At 68.5% G+C, this 17,837-nt stretch carries 14 protein-coding genes and 1 tRNA gene; 7 read left to right on the forward strand and 8 right to left on the reverse strand.

From position 1 onward, the window contains the following. Positions 1-225: DUF732 domain-containing protein (locus tag G6022_RS11440; protein WP_241731177.1), on the forward strand; the 225-nt coding region annotated here is incomplete at its 5' end. A gap of 51 nt (positions 226-276) precedes the next feature. Here G6022_RS11440 and G6022_RS11445 read toward each other — a convergent pair. Then, on the reverse strand, positions 277-726 hold the full coding sequence (locus G6022_RS11445) for a universal stress protein (protein ID WP_179525163.1): 450 nt from the start codon (positions 724-726) through the stop codon (positions 277-279). Between the two features lie 92 nt (positions 727-818). Continuing rightward, positions 819-2,954, reverse strand: coding sequence for an excinuclease ABC subunit UvrB (gene uvrB / locus G6022_RS11450; protein WP_095717225.1), 2,136 nt, complete (start codon positions 2,952-2,954; stop codon positions 819-821). A 121-nt stretch (positions 2,955-3,075) separates the two neighbouring features. Between uvrB and G6022_RS11455 the strand changes: the two genes are divergently transcribed. Both G6022_RS11455 and G6022_RS11460 read left to right on the forward strand, forming a co-directional pair. After that, positions 3,076-4,479, forward strand: coding sequence for a DUF4185 domain-containing protein (locus G6022_RS11455; RefSeq protein ID WP_259847481.1), 1,404 nt, complete (start codon positions 3,076-3,078; stop codon positions 4,477-4,479). Between the two features lies 1 nt (position 4,480). After that, entirely contained in the window at positions 4,481-6,031 is a 1,551-nt protein-coding gene (locus G6022_RS11460) for a DUF4185 domain-containing protein (protein ID WP_182609453.1), read from the forward strand. 59 nt (positions 6,032-6,090) lie between these two features. Here G6022_RS11460 and coaE read toward each other — a convergent pair whose 3' ends face one another. Both coaE and rpsA read right to left on the reverse strand, forming a co-directional pair. After that, on the reverse strand, positions 6,091-7,173 hold the full coding sequence (coaE, locus tag G6022_RS11465) for a dephospho-CoA kinase (protein ID WP_182609454.1): 1,083 nt from the start codon (positions 7,171-7,173) through the stop codon (positions 6,091-6,093). Between the two features lie 159 nt (positions 7,174-7,332). Next, positions 7,333-8,814 (reverse strand): 30S ribosomal protein S1, encoded by a 1,482-nt coding sequence (gene rpsA / locus G6022_RS11470; protein WP_095717229.1) that lies wholly within the window; start codon positions 8,812-8,814, stop codon positions 7,333-7,335. 43 nt (positions 8,815-8,857) lie between these two features. Here rpsA and G6022_RS11475 point away from each other — a divergent pair, with 43 nt between their 5' ends. Continuing rightward, positions 8,858-9,712 (forward strand): class I SAM-dependent methyltransferase, encoded by an 855-nt coding sequence (locus G6022_RS11475; RefSeq protein WP_182640062.1) that lies wholly within the window; start codon positions 8,858-8,860, stop codon positions 9,710-9,712. Positions 9,713-9,739: 27 nt separating this feature from the next. Here the strand turns inward: G6022_RS11475 and G6022_RS11480 are convergent, their stop codons facing one another. From G6022_RS11480 to polA, 4 genes are all read right to left on the reverse strand, one after another. Beyond that, the gene (locus tag G6022_RS11480) at positions 9,740-10,501 is read right to left on the reverse strand and encodes an amino acid ABC transporter ATP-binding protein (protein WP_277817788.1); all 762 of its coding nucleotides are present in this window, start codon (positions 10,499-10,501) and stop codon (positions 9,740-9,742) included. Further along, positions 10,498-11,478, reverse strand: a complete 981-nt coding sequence (locus G6022_RS11485; protein WP_095717232.1) for an amino acid ABC transporter permease — start codon at positions 11,476-11,478, stop codon at positions 10,498-10,500. Before G6022_RS11485 ends, G6022_RS11480 begins: the two co-directional genes overlap by 4 nt. Before the next feature lie 8 nt (positions 11,479-11,486). Continuing rightward, complete coding sequence (locus G6022_RS11490; RefSeq protein ID WP_182609456.1) at positions 11,487-12,389, reverse strand: ABC transporter substrate-binding protein; 903 nt, start codon at positions 12,387-12,389, stop codon at positions 11,487-11,489. A 113-nt stretch (positions 12,390-12,502) separates the two neighbouring features. Next, the gene (gene polA, locus G6022_RS11495) at positions 12,503-15,199 is read right to left on the reverse strand and encodes a DNA polymerase I (RefSeq protein WP_187701338.1); all 2,697 of its coding nucleotides are present in this window, start codon (positions 15,197-15,199) and stop codon (positions 12,503-12,505) included. A 166-nt stretch (positions 15,200-15,365) separates the two neighbouring features. On the opposite strand from polA, the gene G6022_RS11500 reads away from it, so the two are divergent. From G6022_RS11500 to G6022_RS11510, 3 genes are all read left to right on the forward strand, one after another. Beyond that, a tRNA-Leu gene (locus G6022_RS11500) sits at positions 15,366-15,439 on the forward strand. Between the two features lie 250 nt (positions 15,440-15,689). Next, positions 15,690-16,157: a MarR family transcriptional regulator gene (locus tag G6022_RS11505; protein ID WP_182609458.1), complete on the forward strand. Its 468-nt coding sequence runs from the start codon at positions 15,690-15,692 to the stop codon at positions 16,155-16,157. Then, positions 16,157-17,837, forward strand: a 1,681-nt coding sequence (locus G6022_RS11510; protein WP_182691602.1) for an MDR family MFS transporter, incomplete at its 3' end; no start/stop codon positions are given. The genes G6022_RS11505 and G6022_RS11510, both read left to right, overlap by 1 nt.

Genomic DNA, 17,837 nt, shown 5'->3' on the forward strand with positions numbered 1-17,837 from the left:
GACGACCTGACGGCGTTCGGACTACCCACGGAGATGACCGCGGCCACCACCGTCGAGGTGGGGATAGGGATCTGTCGGAGCATCTCCGACGGGTCCGACACCGAGACCATCCTCGATCACCTCCGCCCGCTCACCAGCGCGATCGCCGCGCAGGATCCGGAGCGCGACACCGCGGAGGTGGGCCGGGCCATCATCGATGCGAGCCGGGCCCACCTCTGCGGTTGACGCTCCCCGGTTCACCGATCCGGGTCGCCCGGACCCGGGTCGCCCGCCGGCTCAGGTCGTGTGGACGATGAGCACGTCGCAGACGGCCCGGCGGGCCGCATCCGCGGGCACCGACCCCAGGAGCCGGCCGGTCAGCGAGTTGAGGCCCTTGTTCCCCACGACGAGCAGATCCGCGTCCACCTCGTCGGCCAGCTTGATGAGCGATTCGACCGGCGCGCCCTTGACGGTGCGCGCCTCGACCGTCGACGCCCCTGCGGCGACCGCCCGGTCCTTGGCGGTCCGGACGATGTCCTCGGCCGGGTTGTCACCGCGGATCTGATAGGCGTCGTCGCCCAGCTGATCGGCGGCCTGGCTGACCGAACGCGGATCGGCGGGCACGTAGGCGCAGGCGATCACGAGGGTCGCGGACTCGTCGGCGGCAAGCGACGCGGCACGATCGACGGCCCGGTAGGACGACTCCGAGCCGTCCGTACCCACGACCACCTTCTTGTAGGCGCTCAATTCTCTTCCTCTCGTCGGCAACAAGTTCTACCCAGCGTAGTGCGCGTGGGTCCCCGCCGTGCCCGGTAAGCGCGCGACGTCACAGTGACGGGTCAGTCGATTCCCGCCTCGCGCATCCCCTTGAGCTCTTTGCGCAGCTCGGCGATCTCGTCCCGGAGCCGTCCCGCCAACTCGAACCGTAGGTCCGTTGCCGCCGACATCATCTGCTCGGTCATCTCCCCGATGAGTTTCTCGAGTTCCTTCCGTGGCCGCGCCGACTCCCCCGCCGCCCGTGCACCCACGAGCTCGGGGCGGTCCCGCGGATCGGAGGACGACTCCCCGTCCTTGTCCTCCCCGACCCTGTCGAGGATGTCGGCGATCTTGCGCCGCAGGGGCTGCGGGTCGATGCCGTGCTCGGTGTTGTACGCGACCTGCTTCTCGCGTCGACGGTCGGTCTCCTCGATGGCCTGTCGCATCGCCTCGGTGACGGAGTCCGCGTACATGTGGACCTCGCCGGAGACGTTGCGGGCCGCACGGCCGATGGTCTGGATGAGCGAGGTGGCCGACCGGAGGAAACCCTGCTTGTCGGCGTCGAGGATCGCCACCAGCGAGACCTCGGGGAGGTCGAGTCCCTCCCGGAGCAGGTTGATGCCCACCAGGACGTCGTACTCGCCGCGTCGCAGGTCGCGGAGCAGCTCCACCCGCTGCAGGGTGTCGATCTCCGAGTGCAGGTAGCGCACACGCACACCGAGTTCCAGCAGGTAGTCCGTGAGGTCCTCGGACATCTTCTTGGTCAGGGTGGTCACCAGCACCCGCTCGTCCCGATCGGCCCGGGCGCGGATCTCACCGAGGAGATCGTCGATCTGCCCCTTGGTGGGCTTGACGACGATCTTCGGGTCCACCAGCCCGGTGGGACGGATGACCTGTTCGACGAACTCGCCCCCCGTCCGTCCCATCTCGTACGCGCCGGGGGTGGCCGACAGGTACACGGTCTGACCGACCCGGTCGGAGAACTCCTCCCAGGTGAGCGGTCGGTTGTCGAGCGCTGACGGGAGCCGGAAACCGAAGTCCACGAGATTGCGCTTGCGGGAGGCGTCGCCCTCGAACATCGCGCCGATCTGGGGAACGGTCACATGGGACTCGTCGATGACCGTGAGGAAGTCCTCGGGGAAGTAGTCGATCAACGTGGCCGGGGAGCTGCCCGCTGCGCGACCGTCGATGTGCCGCGAGTAGTTCTCGATGCCGGAACAGAATCCGACCTGCTGCATCATCTCGATGTCGTACGAGGTGCGCATCCGCAGTCGTTGGGCCTCCAGGAGTTTGCCCTGGTTCTCCAGCTCCGCCAGCCGCACCTCCAGTTCCTCCTCGATCGAGGCGATGGCCCTGGCCATGCGGTCGGGTCCGGCGACGTAGTGCGTCGCGGGGAAGATCCGTACCTCGTCGACCTTCCGGACGACGTCTCCGGTCAGGGGGTGGATGTAATAGAGGGCGTCGACCTCGTCACCGAAGAACTCGATGCGCACGGCGAGCTCCTCGTAGGTGGGGATGATGTCGACCGTGTCACCCTTGGCGCGGAACGTCCCGCGTGTCATCGAGACGTCGTTGCGCTCGTACTGCACGTCCACCAGCAACCGCAGCAACCGGTCGCGTTCGACTTCCTGGCCCACGGCCAGGGAGACGGACCTGTCCAGGTAGGACTGTGGTGTGCCCAGACCGTAGATGCACGAGACCGAACTGACGACGACGACGTCGCGCCTCGACAGCAACGACGACGTCGCGGAGTGCCGGAGCCGCTCCACGTCGTCGTTGATGGACGAGTCCTTCTCGATGAAGGTGTCCGTCTGGGCGATGTACGCCTCGGGTTGGTAGTAGTCGTAGTAGGAGACGAAGTACTCGACGGCGTTGTTGGGCAGCATCTCCCGCAACTCGTTGGCCAACTGCGCGGCGAGGGTCTTGTTGGGGGCCATCACCAGGGTCGGCCGTTGGACCTGCTCGATGAGCCAGGCCGTCGTGGCGGACTTACCGGTACCGGTGGCCCCGAGCAGCACGATGTCCCGCTCTCCCCGCCCCAGCCGCTCGGTGAGCTCGGCGATCGCCGTCGGCTGGTCCCCGGACGGGACGAACTCGCTGACCACCTCGAACCGGTCGGTGGTGCGCTCGACATCCCCGATGGGACGGAACTCGGAATAGGAGAGGACGGTCGGGTCTGCGGGGATCCCGTCGTCGGGGATCTCGGTCGCGAATGCCATACCCTCAGCCTACGAGGCTCCGCACACCCCCGCCCGACAGCGATGTCCCTCGGATGTCAGAGGCGACAACTACACTGCGCCCAAGCTCGCTAACCCTATGCTGTCTCGTCTGGAGAACCCCGTGGCCTGGACCCTCAATCGTCGTCGTACCCATCGTCCCCGCCTCCGGACTGGGCCGTTCGCGACGGCGACCGCCGCGACACTCGCGGCAGGGGCGCTCACCGTCCTCTCCCCCGTCGCGGCCGCCGCGCCCTGTGACCCGTGGCCCCCGGCCGGTGGAGGCTCCGGCTCCGGCTCCGGATCCCTCGGAACACCTGCCGCAACTCCAGCCACCCCGTGGGCGACCGGGGACAGCGGCTACATCCCCGTCCTGCAGGGACGCACCACGACGGTGGAGTTACTCACCGGACCCACCAGTCCCAACAAGACGGTCGAACGCTTCGGGATCTCCGGCACCGACCTGGGAATCCTCTGGGAGAACGGCGACGCCTCCAGCCCGCAGGTGTTGATGGCTCTCGGCGACACCATGGGCGACTGCAGTCTTCCGGGAGACCAGTGGCGCAGCAACATCCTGTTCCGCTCGTCCGACCGCACCCTGTCGGACGGGATGCGTATCGACGACGCACCGATGGAGGGGCCGGGACTGGCCAAGTCCATCCTCCCCCGCTCCGGTCTGCCCGGTGAGGTCACGGTGATCCCGACCGCGGGTGTGCAGGTGGACGGCACCCAGTACCTGCGCTACATGTCAGTGGCCAGCTGGGGTGCCCCCGGCGAGTGGATCACCAACTACTCCGCACTCGCGGCCTCGGAGGACAACGGGGAGAACTGGACGCCCGTGTCGGGCACCGCGCGCACGGGCACGGGGAGTGCTCAGCTCATCCCGCCGTCCCTGGGCGCCCCGCACACGACCCATACCGCCGGTCAGATGAGCGCCTTCCTCGAGCACGACGGGTACGTCTACGAATACCTGACCCCGTCGGGCCGCAGTGGTGCCGCGACCCTCGCCCGGGTCCCCGCGGGCTCGATCGAGGACATGTCGGCCTACGAATTCTGGAACGGGACCGGGTGGGTGGCCGACCACCGGGCCACCGCCCCGGTGATCCCCGCCCGCGTGAGTGAGCTCTCCGTGTCGTGGAGCCCGCGGCTGGGGCGCTTCATCGCTCTGTACACCAACGCGAACAACGACATCGTCATGCGGCAGGCCGCGACCCCCGAGGGGCCTTGGTCGGGCGAGGACATCCTGCTGTCGTACGCCCACGTGCCCACCCTGTACGGCGCGTTCATCCACCCCTGGAGCCCGGCGGTAGAGACGGTGGGCTCGGACCTGTACTTCACCATGTCCACCTGGGACGCCTACAACGTGTTCCTCATGAAGACCGACCTGAACCGGATCCCGGCGCGGACGTTGCCGGACCCCAACGCCCGGATGCGTACCGCCGACGACAGTTGGACCCGTGACACCCCAGATCCGGCCGAGACCGGTGAGACCGTGCTCGTCGAGCGTCTCCCGATCCCGGGGGCCTGAGATGAGCCGCGCTCTATCGCGGCTGGCCGCGACGGGGCTGGCCGCGGTGACGGCGTCCGTCGCCACGCTGGCCACCACCGGGGTCGGCACCGCCACGGCCGGCCCGTGCAGCGAGATGTTCGGCAACTTCGGGTCCCTGCTCGAGAACCAGACCGGCGCCGGCATGGCGGGGGGTTCGCTGGCGTCTCTCGGTTCGGGTTCCTCCGGCTCACTCGGGTCCGCCTCGCGGGCCATGGGCTCGGCGGACCGCTCGGGCTCACTCGTGCAGCAACTGGAGACCGGGTCCCTGGGCAACGGACTCTCGGGCTCCCTGAACACGGTGACCGGATCCGTCTACGGGATGCCCCCGTGGATCACCGGGGAGGAGGGCACCGTCCCCGTCCTCCGCGGTCCCACGCAGTTCCTCCAGCTCGTCACCGGACCCACGAGTCCCACCGAGTCGATCAGCCGCTACGGGGTGGCCGGAACCGATCTCGGCATCATGTGGGACAACGGAGACCCCACCGATCCGCAAATCCTCATGGCGTTCGGCGACACCATGGGTGACTGCACCATCCCGGGTAGCCAGTGGCGGTCGAACGTCCTGTTCCGTTCCCGTGACGACGACCTGTCGGACGGAGTGACCATCGACTCAGCGGCGACCGGTCCCGACGGTCTGGCCAAGTCCCTCGTTCCCCGTTCGGGGCTACCCGGGGAGGTCACGATCATCCCGACCGCGGGCATCTCGGTGGAGGGGGTCCAGTACCTGCGCTTCATGTCGGTCGCCAACTGGGGTCAACCGGGTTCGTGGACCACCAACTACTCGGGGTTGGCCTACTCCACGGACAACGGCGAGAACTGGACCGTCGTACCCACTCTGGCCCGGCCGATCACCTCTGCGGTCCCGGTCGGCGAGGGTGCACCCCCCGTGGACGCCGCCTGGCGGGACTCGCAGATGAGCTCCTATCTCAAGGCCGACGATCACCTCTATGAGTACCTCACTCCGTCAGGGCGCCAGGGTGCCGCGATCCTCGCCCGCGTACCGCTCGCCGGATCGCCGTCGGCGGAGGACCTCGACGGCACCGACGGAGCCCCGCCCGCCGCGGGGGTCCTCGATCCGGCCGCCTACCGGTACTGGGACGGCACGGACTGGGTCGTCGACCCGGGGAACGCCGAGCAGGTGTTGCCCCGCCCGGCCAGCGAACTCTCCGTGATGTGGAACAACTATCTGGGCAAGTACACCGCGATGTACTCCCAGGGCTTCAACTCCGTCGTGCTCCGCACCGCGGACCGGCCGGAGGGCCCCTGGACGGGGCCCACAGTCCTCGTGGACTACTCCATGCTCCCCGGCGTCTACGGCGCGTTCATGCATCCGTGGGCCCAGGGTGACGATCTGTATTACCTGGTCACCACGTGGAACGCCTACAATGTGTTCCTCGTGCGCACCAGTCTGTCCGAGGTCTTCCCGAGCACCCTCCGCAGAGCCGCGGCCCCCGCCGGGCCCGCCACCTCCGAGGTGATCAGGCACGTCCCGGTGTCGGAACTCGTCGACGGTGCGGTCCCGACGGAGTGACCGCGGCGGCGTGAACAGGGAGAGGTGAGCAGGGCGGGGTGAGCGCGCCGGGTGACCGCTCAGCGGTCCGACGCCTCACAGAGGGTCCGCTCCCACTCCCGGGTCTCCTCGCGGTCGGCCCGGCGGAGGATCTCCGAGTACTCCACCCGCGCGCTCGGATCCGAACCGATGGCCTCTGCCATCAGCAGGGCGAACTCGTGTTCCGGATCGTCCTCGGCGAGGATCGACACCTCGAGTGGCCGGGCGGGGTCACACCAGTGCAGGAGAGGACGTTCGGCGGAGCGGTCACGGACGTATCCCGCACCGGTCAGGAGCGCCAGCGCACGCTCCACGGTCGCCTCGTTGGGCACCGTCACCTGCAGGTCCACGATGTCCGGCGCATCGAGACCGTCGACCGCGGTGGGGCCCACGTGATCGATGCGGGTCGCGACGTCCCCCAGCACGTGACGCAACCTCGCCGTCGCCCTCGCCGCCTCCGCCGCCCATTCCGGCCGGAACGGCACCACTGTCCGGTCCCCCACCACAGGTGTGCCCGTCCGCAGGTTGTGCTCGAAGGGCCGCAACCGTAGCTCGACGAGCATCCGGACGATCTCCCGAACCGGTTCGCGGTCGCCGGAGTTGTCGATCAGGACATCGGCTTCCGCCCGACGGGCCTCGTCCGTCGCCTGACGGGACATACGCGCGCGGGCGTCGTCCTCCGGCATACCCCGCTGCTCCACCAGTCGCCGGAGTCGGATCTCCGCCGGGGTGTCCACCACGATCACCAGGTGGTAGGCGGGAGTCATCCCGCCCTCCACCAACAGGGGCATGTCGTGGACGACGATCGCGTCCTCGGGCGCCGAACCGAAGAGTTCGGCAGTGCGCTCCCCGATCAGCGGATGGGTGATCGCGTTGAGTGCGGCGGTCCGCTCCGCGTCGACGAAGGCACGAGCGGCGAGCGCGGCCCGATCGAGAGCGCCGTCCGGCCCCACGATGTCGTCGCCGAACTCGGCGACGAGCATCGCCAGACCCGGGGTGCCCGGTTCGACGATCTCCCTCGCGATCCGGTCCGCGTCGACGATGACCGCACCGGCCTCCGCGAGCACTGCCGTCACCGTCGACTTGCCGGCTCCGATTCCACCGGTCAGACCCACCATCAGCATGGGTCGAAGTCTAGGTGACCGGGGTCTGCCCCGGCCGCCGTGGCATCTCCCCCGGCACAAATAGACCACGGCCCCGGTCGGCGACCCACCGTGGTGGGACGACCGTCCGGGGCCGTGGTCCGGGCCGTCAGGCGCCCGTGGCGCCGTCAGACCGCGAGGTCACTCACCGCCGGCGAGCTTCGCCCGCAGGGCGGCCAGCTGCTCGTCGGACGCCAGCGAACCACCGGTCGACTCGGCCGGGCTGCTGGTCTCCGCAGCAGCGGGACGGGACGACGACGGGGCGGACTCGGACGAGTAGTTGGTCGGCGCGGCCTCCGCGGCCTCCGCGGCAGCAGCGCGACCCTTCTCGATCTGACCGGTGTGCATCTTGTGACGACGCTCGGCCTCCGCGTAACGGTTCTCCCACTCCTCACGCTGCTTCTCGAAGCCCTCGAGCCATTCGTTGGTCTCGGGATCGAAGCCCTCGGGGAAGATGTAGTTGCCGGCCTCGTCGTAGCTGTCGGCCATGCCGTACTTCGACGGGTCGAACTCCTCCGTGTAGTCCTCGTCCGCCTGCTTGAGCGAGAGCGAGATACGGCGACGGTCGAGATCGATGTCGATGACCTTGACCATGGCGTCGTCGTTGACCGTGACGACCTGGTCCGGGACCTCGACGTGGCGCTCGGCCAGCTCGGAGATGTGGACGAGGCCCTCGATGCCCTCGTCGACACGCACGAACGCGCCGAACGGGACGAGCTTGGTGACCTTGCCCGGCACGATCTGACCGATCGCGTGGGTCCGGGCGAAGTGCCGCCACGGATCCTCCTGGGTGGCCTTGAGCGACAGCGAGACGCGCTCGCGGTCCAGGTCGACGTCGAGGACCTCGACGGTGACCTCCTGGCCCACCTCGACGACCTCGGACGGGTGATCGATGTGCTTCCAGGACAGCTCGGACACGTGGACGAGACCGTCGACTCCGCCGAGGTCGACGAACGCACCGAAGTTGACGATCGAGGACACGACGCCCTTGCGGACCTGGCCCTTCTGCAGCTGGTGCAGGAACTCCGAGCGGACCGCGGACTGGGTCTGCTCGAGCCACGCACGGCGCGAGAGCACGACGTTGTTGCGGTTCTTGTCCAGCTCGATGATCTTGGCCTCGAGCTCCTGGCCCACGTAGGGCAAGAGGTCGCGGACGCGGCGCATCTCCACCAGGGAGGCCGGGAGGAAGCCACGCAGGCCGATGTCGAGGATGAGGCCACCCTTGACGACCTCGATGACGGTGCCCTTGACGGCCTCGTCCTTCTCCTTGAGCTCCTCGATCGTGCCCCAGGCGCGCTCGTACTGGGCGCGCTTCTTGGACAGGATCAGACGGCCGTCCTTGTCCTCCTTGGTCAGGACCAGGGCCTCGACCTCGTCGCCCACCTCGACGACCTCACCGGGGTCGACATCGTGCTTGATGGAAAGTTCGCGCGAGGGGATGACACCCTCGGTCTTGTATCCGATGTCGAGCAGGACCTCGTCGCGGTCGACCTTGACGATCGTGCCCTCGACGATGTCGCCATCGTTGAAGTACTTGATCGTGGCGTCGATGGCGGCGAGGAAATCCTCCGCGGAGCCGATGTCGTTGACGGCTACCTGCGGCGAGGTGGTTTTGGTGGTCATAGGGTGGGGTGCTCCGGAGTGGATAGGAATCGTAGGTGGACAGATGTTCGCGAGCGTGTACGCACGCGACGGTCAACTGTACTCTGCCAGCGTGACGTCCACAAACCCCCCCGACCACGGCGAGTCCGTCCGCGCCTCCCGCACGTGGTGGGACACCGAAGCGGTCGAGTACCACGACGAACACGGCGACTTCCTCGGTGCCCACTCCCCCGACGGTGAGTTCGTCTGGTGTCCCGAGGGCCTGCACGAGGGCGACTGGAATCTCCTGGGTGACGTCACGGGCCGCGACGTCCTGGAGATCGGGTGCGGTTCCGCACCGTGCTCCCGGTGGATCGCCGGCCGCGGGGCCCGCGCCGTCGCCGTCGACCTCTCCGCCGGGATGCTCCGCGTGGGTGCCGAGGCCGCGAGCAGGTCGACGGGTCCGGCAGCCGGAGTGCCGCTGATCCAGGCCGATGCCGGCCGCCTGCCGTTCGCCGCCGACAGCTTCGACGTCGCGTTCTCCGCGTTCGGGGCGATCCCCTTCGTGGCGGACACCGCCGGGGTCATGGCGGAGGCCGCACGCGTGCTCCGACCCGGCGGACGGTTCGTCTTCTCCGTCAACCACCCGATGCGGTGGATCTTCCGTGACGATCCGGGGCCCGAGGGGCTGGTGGCCGCGTTCCCGTATTTCGACCGCACGCCCTACACCGAGTACGACGAGGAGGGCGACCTCACCTACGTCGAGCACCACCGCACGGCTGGTGACCGGATCCGGGAACTGGTCGGTGCCGGGTTCGTGGTCCGGGACCTGATCGAGCCCGAGTGGCCGGAATGGCTGGACCGTGAATGGGGGCAGTGGAGCCCGCTGCGCGGCAGCATCTTCCCCGGCACCGCGATCTTCGTGGCCACTCTCCCCTGACCGCCGGCGACACGACCGTGGGGCCGGCTACAGGATCTTGGACAGGAAGTCCTGCGTCCGTTGGTGCCGGGGCGCCCCGAGTACCTCGGACGGGTGGCCGGCCTCGACCACTACTCCGTCGTCCATGAAGGCGATCGTGTCGGCGACCTCCCGGGCGAAGCCCATCTCGTGGGTGACCACGATCATGGTCATCCCGGCGTCCGCGAGATCCCGCATGACGCCCAGGACCTCACCGACCAGCTCGGGGTCCAGCGCGGAGGTGGGCTCGTCGAACAGCATGAGCTTGGGCTCCATCGCCAGCGCGCGGGCGATCGCCACCCGCTGCTGCTGACCACCGGACAGCTGCGCCGGGTAGGCGTCCGCCTTCGCCGAGAGCCCGACCTTCTCCAGCAGGACCCTGGCCCGCTCAGAGGCCTCGGCCCTCGACTCGCCCTTGACCAGCATGGGCGCCTCGATGACGTTCTCCAGGGCGGTGCGGTGCAGGAACAGGTTGAAGTGCTGGAACACCATCCCGATGTCCCGGCGTTGCCTGGCCGCGTGCCGGGGCGAGATCTCGTAGAGCTTGTCGCCCTTCTCCCGGTACCCCACCAGGTCGCCGTCGACGTACAACCGACCGGCATCGACACGCTCGAGGTGGTTGATGCACCGGAGGAAGGTGGACTTGCCGGACCCGGACGGGCCGACCAGGCACAGCACCTCCCCGGCGGCCACCTCGATGTCGATGCCCTTGAGCACCCTCAGCGAGCCGAAGCTCTTGCAGACCTGCTCGGCCCTGACCATCGGAGTCATGGCATTCCTCCCGACTGGTCGGTCCCTCTGGCCGCGGCGAGCCCGGAGGGGGTGAGGCCGTCCGCCTCTGCCAGCGCCCGCAACTGCTTCGCCGTGAGCTGGCGGGTGGCGCCGCGGGAGAACTTCTTCTCCAGGAAGTGCTGCCCCACCATGAGCACACTGGTGATCACCAGGTACCAGGTGGCCGCGACCAGCAGCAGCGGGATCGGCTGGAAATTGACCCCGGAGATGTCGCGGGCCTGACCGTAGAGCTCGCCGGAGAACGGGATGGCCACGACGAGTGAGGTGGTCTTGAGCATCGAGATCAACTCGTTGCCGGTCGGCGGGATGATCACCCGCATGGCCTGCGGAAGGATCGTCCGGCGCATCGTCTGTCCCCACGACATGCCGAGCGCGGTGGAGGCCTCGGCCTGGCCCTCCGGAACGGACGAGATACCCGCCCGCACGATCTCGGCCATGTAGGCGGCCTCGTTCATGGCCAGACCCACCACCGCCAGCCAGAACGCCGAGTACAACACCATCGTGTCGTCGAAGCGCACGATCTGGAAGTCGGTGAAGGGGATGCCGAACTGGACCTGCCGGTACAGCGTGAAGATCAGGCCCCAGAACAGCAGCTGGACGTAGATGGGTGTTCCGCGGAAGATCCACAGGTACACCCAGGCCACGGCCTTGAGCACCGGGTTGCTGCTCATCCGCATCACCGAGAGGATGACCCCCAGGATGACGGCGAGGATCATCGACAGCACCGTCAGCGCGATGGTGTAGAACACCGCCATGCCGAACCGGGTGTCGAACAGGTAGCGGCCGTAGGTGCCCCAGCCGTAGGCCGGGTTGGTCGCGGCGCCCCAGATGAACAGGAACACCAGGACCAGGACGATAGTCGCCGAGACCCACCGCCACGGGTGCCGGAGCGGCACCGCCTCGATGGGGTCAGGAGCGTCTCGGGGGGCCGAGGCGCGGTTCTGCGCGGTGCTCACCGACCGGTTCAGCCCTTCCGGATCTCGGCGTCGTCGATCAACCCGTCCTCGAGGCCCCAGTTCTGGGCGATCTTCTCGAAGTCACCGGTCTCGATGAGCTTGTCGGCTGCGGCCTCGAGCGCGGCGGCCAGTTCGGACCCCTTGCGCACGGGCCAACCGTAGGGGGCGGAGTCGAAGACGTCCCCGGCCAGCTGCATCTTGCCCTCGGACTGCTTGACGGCGTACGCCGAGATGGGCGAGTCGGCGGACATGGCGTCGACCTTGCCGAGCGCCACGGCGGTGGAGGCCTCGTCCTGGGAATCGAACTGGACCTTCTCGATCGGGGGATTGCCGGCGGCGACGCACGCCTCGCTGCGGGCGGGCACGTCCTCCTGGTCGGAGACCGTGGTGCGCTGGACCGCCACGCTCAGGCCGCACGCGTCGTCGGGGTCGACGTCGGTGCCCGCCGCCGATGCCCACTGGATGCCGGCCTCGAAGTAGGTGACGAAGTCGACGGTCTGCAGCCGCTCGTCGTTGACGGTGAACGACGAGGCGCCCATGTCCATGGTGCCGCCCTCGATGGCGGGGATGATCTTCTCGAAGTCGGACTCGCGGAACTCCGCACGCAATCCCATGAGCTGGGCGGCGGCGGTCATCACGTCGATGTCGAAGCCGACGATCTCGCCCCGCTCGTTCTTGAACTCGTTGGGCGCGTACGGCGGGTTGGTGCCGATCACCAGCACGCCCTTCTCGCGGATCTCGGCCGGTACGAGGGCGGCGATCTCGTCGTCCGTCTCGAGCGAGACCTCCTGCCTCGGCTCTCCCGAGTCCTCGGGACCCTCGGTGTTGGTGGTGCAGCCGGTGAGCGTGAGGGCCGCTGTGGCGGTCAGTGCCAGTGCGGCACGGAGGCCGCGCCGTGAGGTGAGGGTCATGTGCGTGCCCTTTCAGGCGTCGGGTAGCCGAATCTGCAATGAACCTAGGGCATACGTCGAGCACCACAAAACGCACCGCCCGCTTTTGGCGTCAGTGGTTACCCACTGGTTACTCAGTGGGCCGCGGAGTCCCAGTCGGGCCCCGTGCCCGTGGAGACGTCCAGCGGGACGTTGAGTTCGATGGCGGAGTACATCCGGTCGACGACGAGCTCGCGGACCTCCTCGAGTTCGCCCTTCGCCACCTCGAGCACCAGTTCGTCGTGGACCTGGAGCAACAGACGGCTCTGCAGCCCCCGCTCGTCGAGGTCGGCGTCCACCTTGAGCATCGCCGCCTTGATGATGTCCGCGGCGGTGCCCTGGATGGGGGCGTTGAGGGCCGCACGCTCGGCGTTCTCGCGCTTGAGCCGGTTGTCCGAGTTGAGCTCGGGCAGGTAGCGCCGACGACCGAACAGCGTCTCGGTGTAGCCGTCACGTCGGGCCTGGTCCACCACCGCGTGCAGGTAGTCGCGGACTCCCCCGAAGCGGGAGAAGTACGCGTCCATCTGCTCGCGGGCCTCGGTCTGGCTGATGCCGAGCTGCGCGGCCAACCCGAACGCGCTGAGCCCGTAGGCGAGCCCGTAGCTCATGGCCTTGACCCTGCGCCGGAGCTCGGGGGTGACCTGGTCGATCGGCACCCCGAACGCCCGGGAGCCGACGAAGGAGTGCAGGTCCTCGCCGGTCCGGAACGCCTCGATCAGTCCTTCGTCACCGGACAGGTGCGCCATCACGCGCATCTCGATCTGGCTGTAGTCGGCCGTGAGCAGGCAGTCGTAGCCCTCGCCCACGACGAACGACTTGCGGATCCGTCGGCCGTCCTCGGTGCGGACCGGGATGTTCTGCAGGTTCGGATCGGTGGAGGACAACCGCCCGGTCGCGGCGACCGTCTGGTTGAACGTGGTGTGGATGCGCCCGTCGTCCCCGATGGACTTGATCAGCCCCTCGACGGTGGTGCGCATCTTGGTCGCCTCGCGGTGCAGCAGCAGTGCCTCGAGGAAGGCCCGTCCCGGGGTGTCCCCGGTTTCTTTGGAGAGAAGCTCCTCCAGCGCCTTGGCGTCGGTGGTGTACCCCGTCTTGGTCTTCTTGGTCTTGGGCATGCCCAGGGTGTCGAACAGCACCACCTGGAGCTGCTTGGGCGAACCGAGGTTGATCTGCTCGCCCCCGATCGCGGCGTAGGCCGCCTCTGCCGCGTCACGCCCACGGTCGGCGAACCCGTCGCGGAGGTCGTCCAGGGCCGACGAGTCGACCGCGATTCCGATCGACTCCATCCGCGCGAGCACCGGCACGAGCGGCAGTTCCATATCCGCGAGCAGCTGCGCACCGTGCACCTGCTCCAGCTCCACGTCGAGGCGCTCGGCGAGGTCGATCACGGCCCGGGCGCGGGTCGCCGCCGAGTTGGCCGCCTGCTGCTCGGCCTCGGACTCGTTGACCTCATCCAGCAGCGACAGTTGTTTCTCCGCCGCCTCGGGCTCCGGGAGCTCACGCTGCAGGTGGCGCTGGAACAACTCCGCCAGGCCGTAGCTGCGCTGACCGGGACGGACGAGATAGGCGGCGAGTGCCACATCCAGCGTCACACCGCCCAGGCGGAGGTCCCGGCCCATCAGGGCGTGGGTCGCGGCCTTGGCATCGTGTACCGCCTTCGACACCGCGTCGTCGGCCAACCACGCCTGTAGAGCCTGGTCGTCGGCGGGGCCGATCCGTGCGAGGTCGATATGTCCGGAGGCTCCGCCCGCCGCCGCCACGGTGACCGACTGCGCGTCCCCCGCGCCCGGTCGTGAGGGACCGACAACGACGAGGCCGTGCCGACTCCCGGCCGGCGCGTGGGCCGCCAGCCAGTCCGAGACCTCGCCCGCCCGCAGGACCGCGGCCTGCTCGATCTCGATCTCCGGCACCGGCTCGGGTGCGCCTTCCGGGAGGAACGCGGAGAGGAACCGGTCGCGGGCCTGGGGACCGAACTCCAGCCGGTCGAACAGGGCGTTGACGTCCGCCCGTTCGGGCAGGCGCCTCGTGAGTTCATCGATCTGGACGCCGAGGTCGAGGTCCCGGGTGAGTTCGGTGATACGGCGGTTGAGCTGCACCTGCGGGAGGTGCTCGCGGAAGCTCTCCCCCACCTTGCCCTTGACCTCGTCCGCGTGCGCGATCAGTTCCGACAGGCTGCCGTACTGGACGATCCACTTCGCCGCCGTCTTGTCGCCAACCTTGGGCACACCGGGGAGGTTGTCGGAGGTGTCGCCCCGCAGCGCGGCGACGTCCGGGTACTGAGCGGGGGTCACCCCGTATTTGGCCTCCACCGCCTCGGGGGTGAAGCGGGCGAGCTCCGAGACTCCCTTGACCGGGTAGAGGACGGTCACCGCGTCGGAGACCAGCTGCAGCGCGTCGCGGTCCCCCGTGCAGATGAGTGTGTCGGCCCCTGCCGCCTGGGTGGCCAGGGTCGCGATGATGTCGTCGGCCTCGTGGCCCTCCAGGGACAGGGTGCGGACCCCGAGTGCCACCAGCGCCTCCTGGATCAGCTCGACCTGTCCCTTGAACTCCTCGGGGGCAGCCGAGCGCGTCGACTTGTACTCCGGGTACTCGGCCGTCCGGTGCAGGGTCGCCCGGGAGACGTCGAACGCCACCGCCAGGTGGGTGGGCTCCTCGGTGGTGACCAGGTTGGCGACCATCGACAGGAATCCGTAGACCGCGTTGGTGTGCTGCCCGGAGGCCGTGGAGAAGTTCTCCGCGGGAAGCGCGTAGAACGCGCGGAAGGCCAGCGAGTGCCCGTCGAGGAGCAACAGACGGGTGGGCCCGTGTGCCTCGGCGGCGTCGGTGGACGCGGTGGTGGCGGCGGAACTGGCTTCGGCGGTCTGGCTCGTGGTGCTCACACGGCCACTCTAGGGCGGGCGTCGGACAGCCGCTCACCGGTCGTCGGTTAGACTTTCCGACCAGCGGGTCGCCGCGTTCGCCCCCGTAGCCCAATTGGCAGAGGCAACGGATTCAAAACCCGTCCAGTGTCGGTTCGAGTCCGACCGGGGGCACTTCCACGCCGCGCAGTCACCACATCTCCACGCAGATAGCGGCTTCACCGCCGGAGGAGCCCCTTCCGGATCGGCCTTGAGGTCACCCTGCTGTCGACCGGCGTCGACTTCCCTCTTCGATAGTCAACTCGGCCCGTGCCGCACTCCGGGCGCACCCGAGACCTCTCCTTTCCCGTCGATTGCAGGAACCAGAAGCCCGTGCATATACTTGCTTGCTGCAAGCAATTTAATCGAGACCGGGGAGGTCAGGGTGGCGATTGACGCCGAACAGGGAGGCAAGCTCGTCATGGACCTGTCCCGCGTGGTCAAACTGCTACGCGCGGTCAATGTCTCGGTCCCGCGGTTCCACGAGTCCCTGGAGCAGTCCGCCCACCCCTTGCTGTTCGCCATCCATGACGAACCCGCCCGAGTCACGAACCTGGCAGACCGTCTCCACACCGATATCTCGGTGGTGAGCCGTCAGGTCCGCCACCTCGAGACCCTCGGTCTGGTCGCCAAGGTCCCCGACCCGGATGACGGGCGCGCGAGCGTCGTCACCCTCACGTCCGAGGGAAGCGACCTCGTCACCCGCGTGTTCGCCGGACGGGGCCAGTGGATGGCCGACGTCCTGGCCGACTGGACCCCCGAACAGGCGGCCTCACTCGACGAGGGACTGGCACGCCTCGCGGAGTCACTGCGCACCGAACTCGACGCCCTCACGTCCGCCAAGGAGAACTGATGACCGACCGCTCGCCCGTCACGACCCAGGCCGGTGAGGACGGCGAGTTCTCTCATCGTCAGATCCTGGTGATCCTCGCCGGCCTCATGTCGGCGATGTTCCTCGCGAGCCTGGACCAGACCATCGTGTCGACCGCCATCCGGACCATCGCCGACGATCTGCAGGGCCTGGACGCGCAGGCGTGGGTGACCACCGCGTACCTCATGACCTCGACCATCTCGACGCCGCTGTACGGCAAGCTCTCGGACATCTACGGGCGCAAACCGTTCTTCGTCATCGGCATCGTGATCTTCGTGTTCGGCTCCCTGCTGTGCACGCTCGCCGACTCGATGTACACGCTCGCGCTGTACCGCGGGATCCAGGGACTGGGCGCCGGCGCCCTGATGTCGCTCTCCCTGGCGATCATCGGCGACATCATCCCGCCGCGCGACCGTGCCAAGTACCAGGGCTACATGCTCGCGGTGTTCGCCTCGTCCTCGGTCATCGGTCCGGTGGTCGGCGGCTTCTTCGCCGGCGTGGAGACGATCTTCGGCATCGACGGCTGGCGCTGGATCTTCCTCATGAACGTCCCCATCGGCGCTCTCGCGCTGACGATGGTGCTGCTCACCCTCAACGTCAAGAACGTCCGCGTGGACCACCGGGTGGACTGGGCGGGCGCGGCCGCGATCGTCGTCGGGCTGGTGCCGCTCCTGCTGGTGGCCGAACAGGGCAACACCTGGGGCTGGGGCTCACCGGCCGCACTGGCCTGCTACGTCGTGGGCCTGGGCGGGATCGGCCTGTTCCTCATCGTCGAGGCCCGGGCCGGCGACCAGGCTCTCATCCCCCTGCGGCTGTTCCGCGACCGCACCTTCTCGATCGTCACCGCCGGCGGGGTGATCGTGGGAATGGCCATGTTCGGCGGGATGATGACCCTGCCTCTGTACATGCAGATCGTGCACGGCGCCGATCCCATGGAATCCGGCCTCATGATGCTGCCGCTGGTGGCGGGCATGATGGGCGCCTCGATCGTGTCGGGCCAGCTCATCTCCAGGACCGGCCGGGTACGCGAGTTCCCGATCCTCGGCACCGCCATCTCGGCCGTCGGGCTGTTCCTGCTGTGGACCATCGACGCCGACACTTCGCTGACCCTGGTCATGGCCTACATGCTGGTGCTGGGAATCGGCCTGGGCAACTGCATGCAGCCGCTGACACTGATCGTGCAGAACGCCGTGAGTCCGCGCGAGATCGGCGTGGCCACCGCGTCCGCGACCTTCTTCCGCCAGCTCGGCGGCACCGCCGGGGTGGCCGTGTTCCTGTCGATCCTCTTCAGCCGGGTCGGGGGTTCCATCACCAGCGAGCTGGAGCTGGCGGGCGCAGACGGCAGCCTCGCCCGCGGTGTGCAGGAGGGCCTGGCCGACCCGGTGCTGCGCGCCGACCCGGAGGCTCTCGGGATCGTGCAGGCCCTCGCCGACCCGGCATCGGGCGCGGGCGCGCTCGAGACGGTCACCAAGGACTCGTCCGTCATCAACCGCCTGCCCGAGCTGGTGGCCTACCCCTTCGAACAGGGCTACGCGCTGAGCATGTCGGAGATCTACCTGGTCGCCGGAATCCTCGCCGTCGTCGCCTCGGTGGTCCTGGCCTTCCTGCCACCGATCGTGCTCCGGACCGGCTCGGCCCAGGCCGAGGCCGCCCGCGAGGCCG

It is taken from the genome of Dietzia sp. Cai40, assembly GCF_014145165.1.
In the GTDB taxonomy this organism is placed as follows: domain Bacteria; phylum Actinomycetota; class Actinomycetes; order Mycobacteriales; family Mycobacteriaceae; genus Dietzia; species Dietzia natronolimnaea.

Coding starts and splice junctions, on each gene's coding strand:
- G6022_RS11475 (WP_182640062.1), top strand. CDS start 8,858: ATGTTCGCGAGCGTGTACGCACGCGACGGTCAACTGTACTCTGCCAGC.
- rpsA (WP_095717229.1), bottom strand. CDS start 8,814: ATGACCACCAAAACCACCTCGCCGCAGGTAGCCGTCAACGACATCGGC.
- coaE (WP_182609454.1), bottom strand. CDS start 7,173: ATGCTGATGGTGGGTCTGACCGGTGGAATCGGAGCCGGCAAGTCGACG.
- G6022_RS11460 (WP_182609453.1), top strand. CDS start 4,481: ATGAGCCGCGCTCTATCGCGGCTGGCCGCGACGGGGCTGGCCGCGGTG.
- uvrB (WP_095717225.1), bottom strand. CDS start 2,954: ATGGCATTCGCGACCGAGATCCCCGACGACGGGATCCCCGCAGACCCG.
- G6022_RS11480 (WP_277817788.1), bottom strand. CDS start 10,501: ATGACTCCGATGGTCAGGGCCGAGCAGGTCTGCAAGAGCTTCGGCTCG.
- G6022_RS11490 (WP_182609456.1), bottom strand. CDS start 12,389: ATGACCCTCACCTCACGGCGCGGCCTCCGTGCCGCACTGGCACTGACC.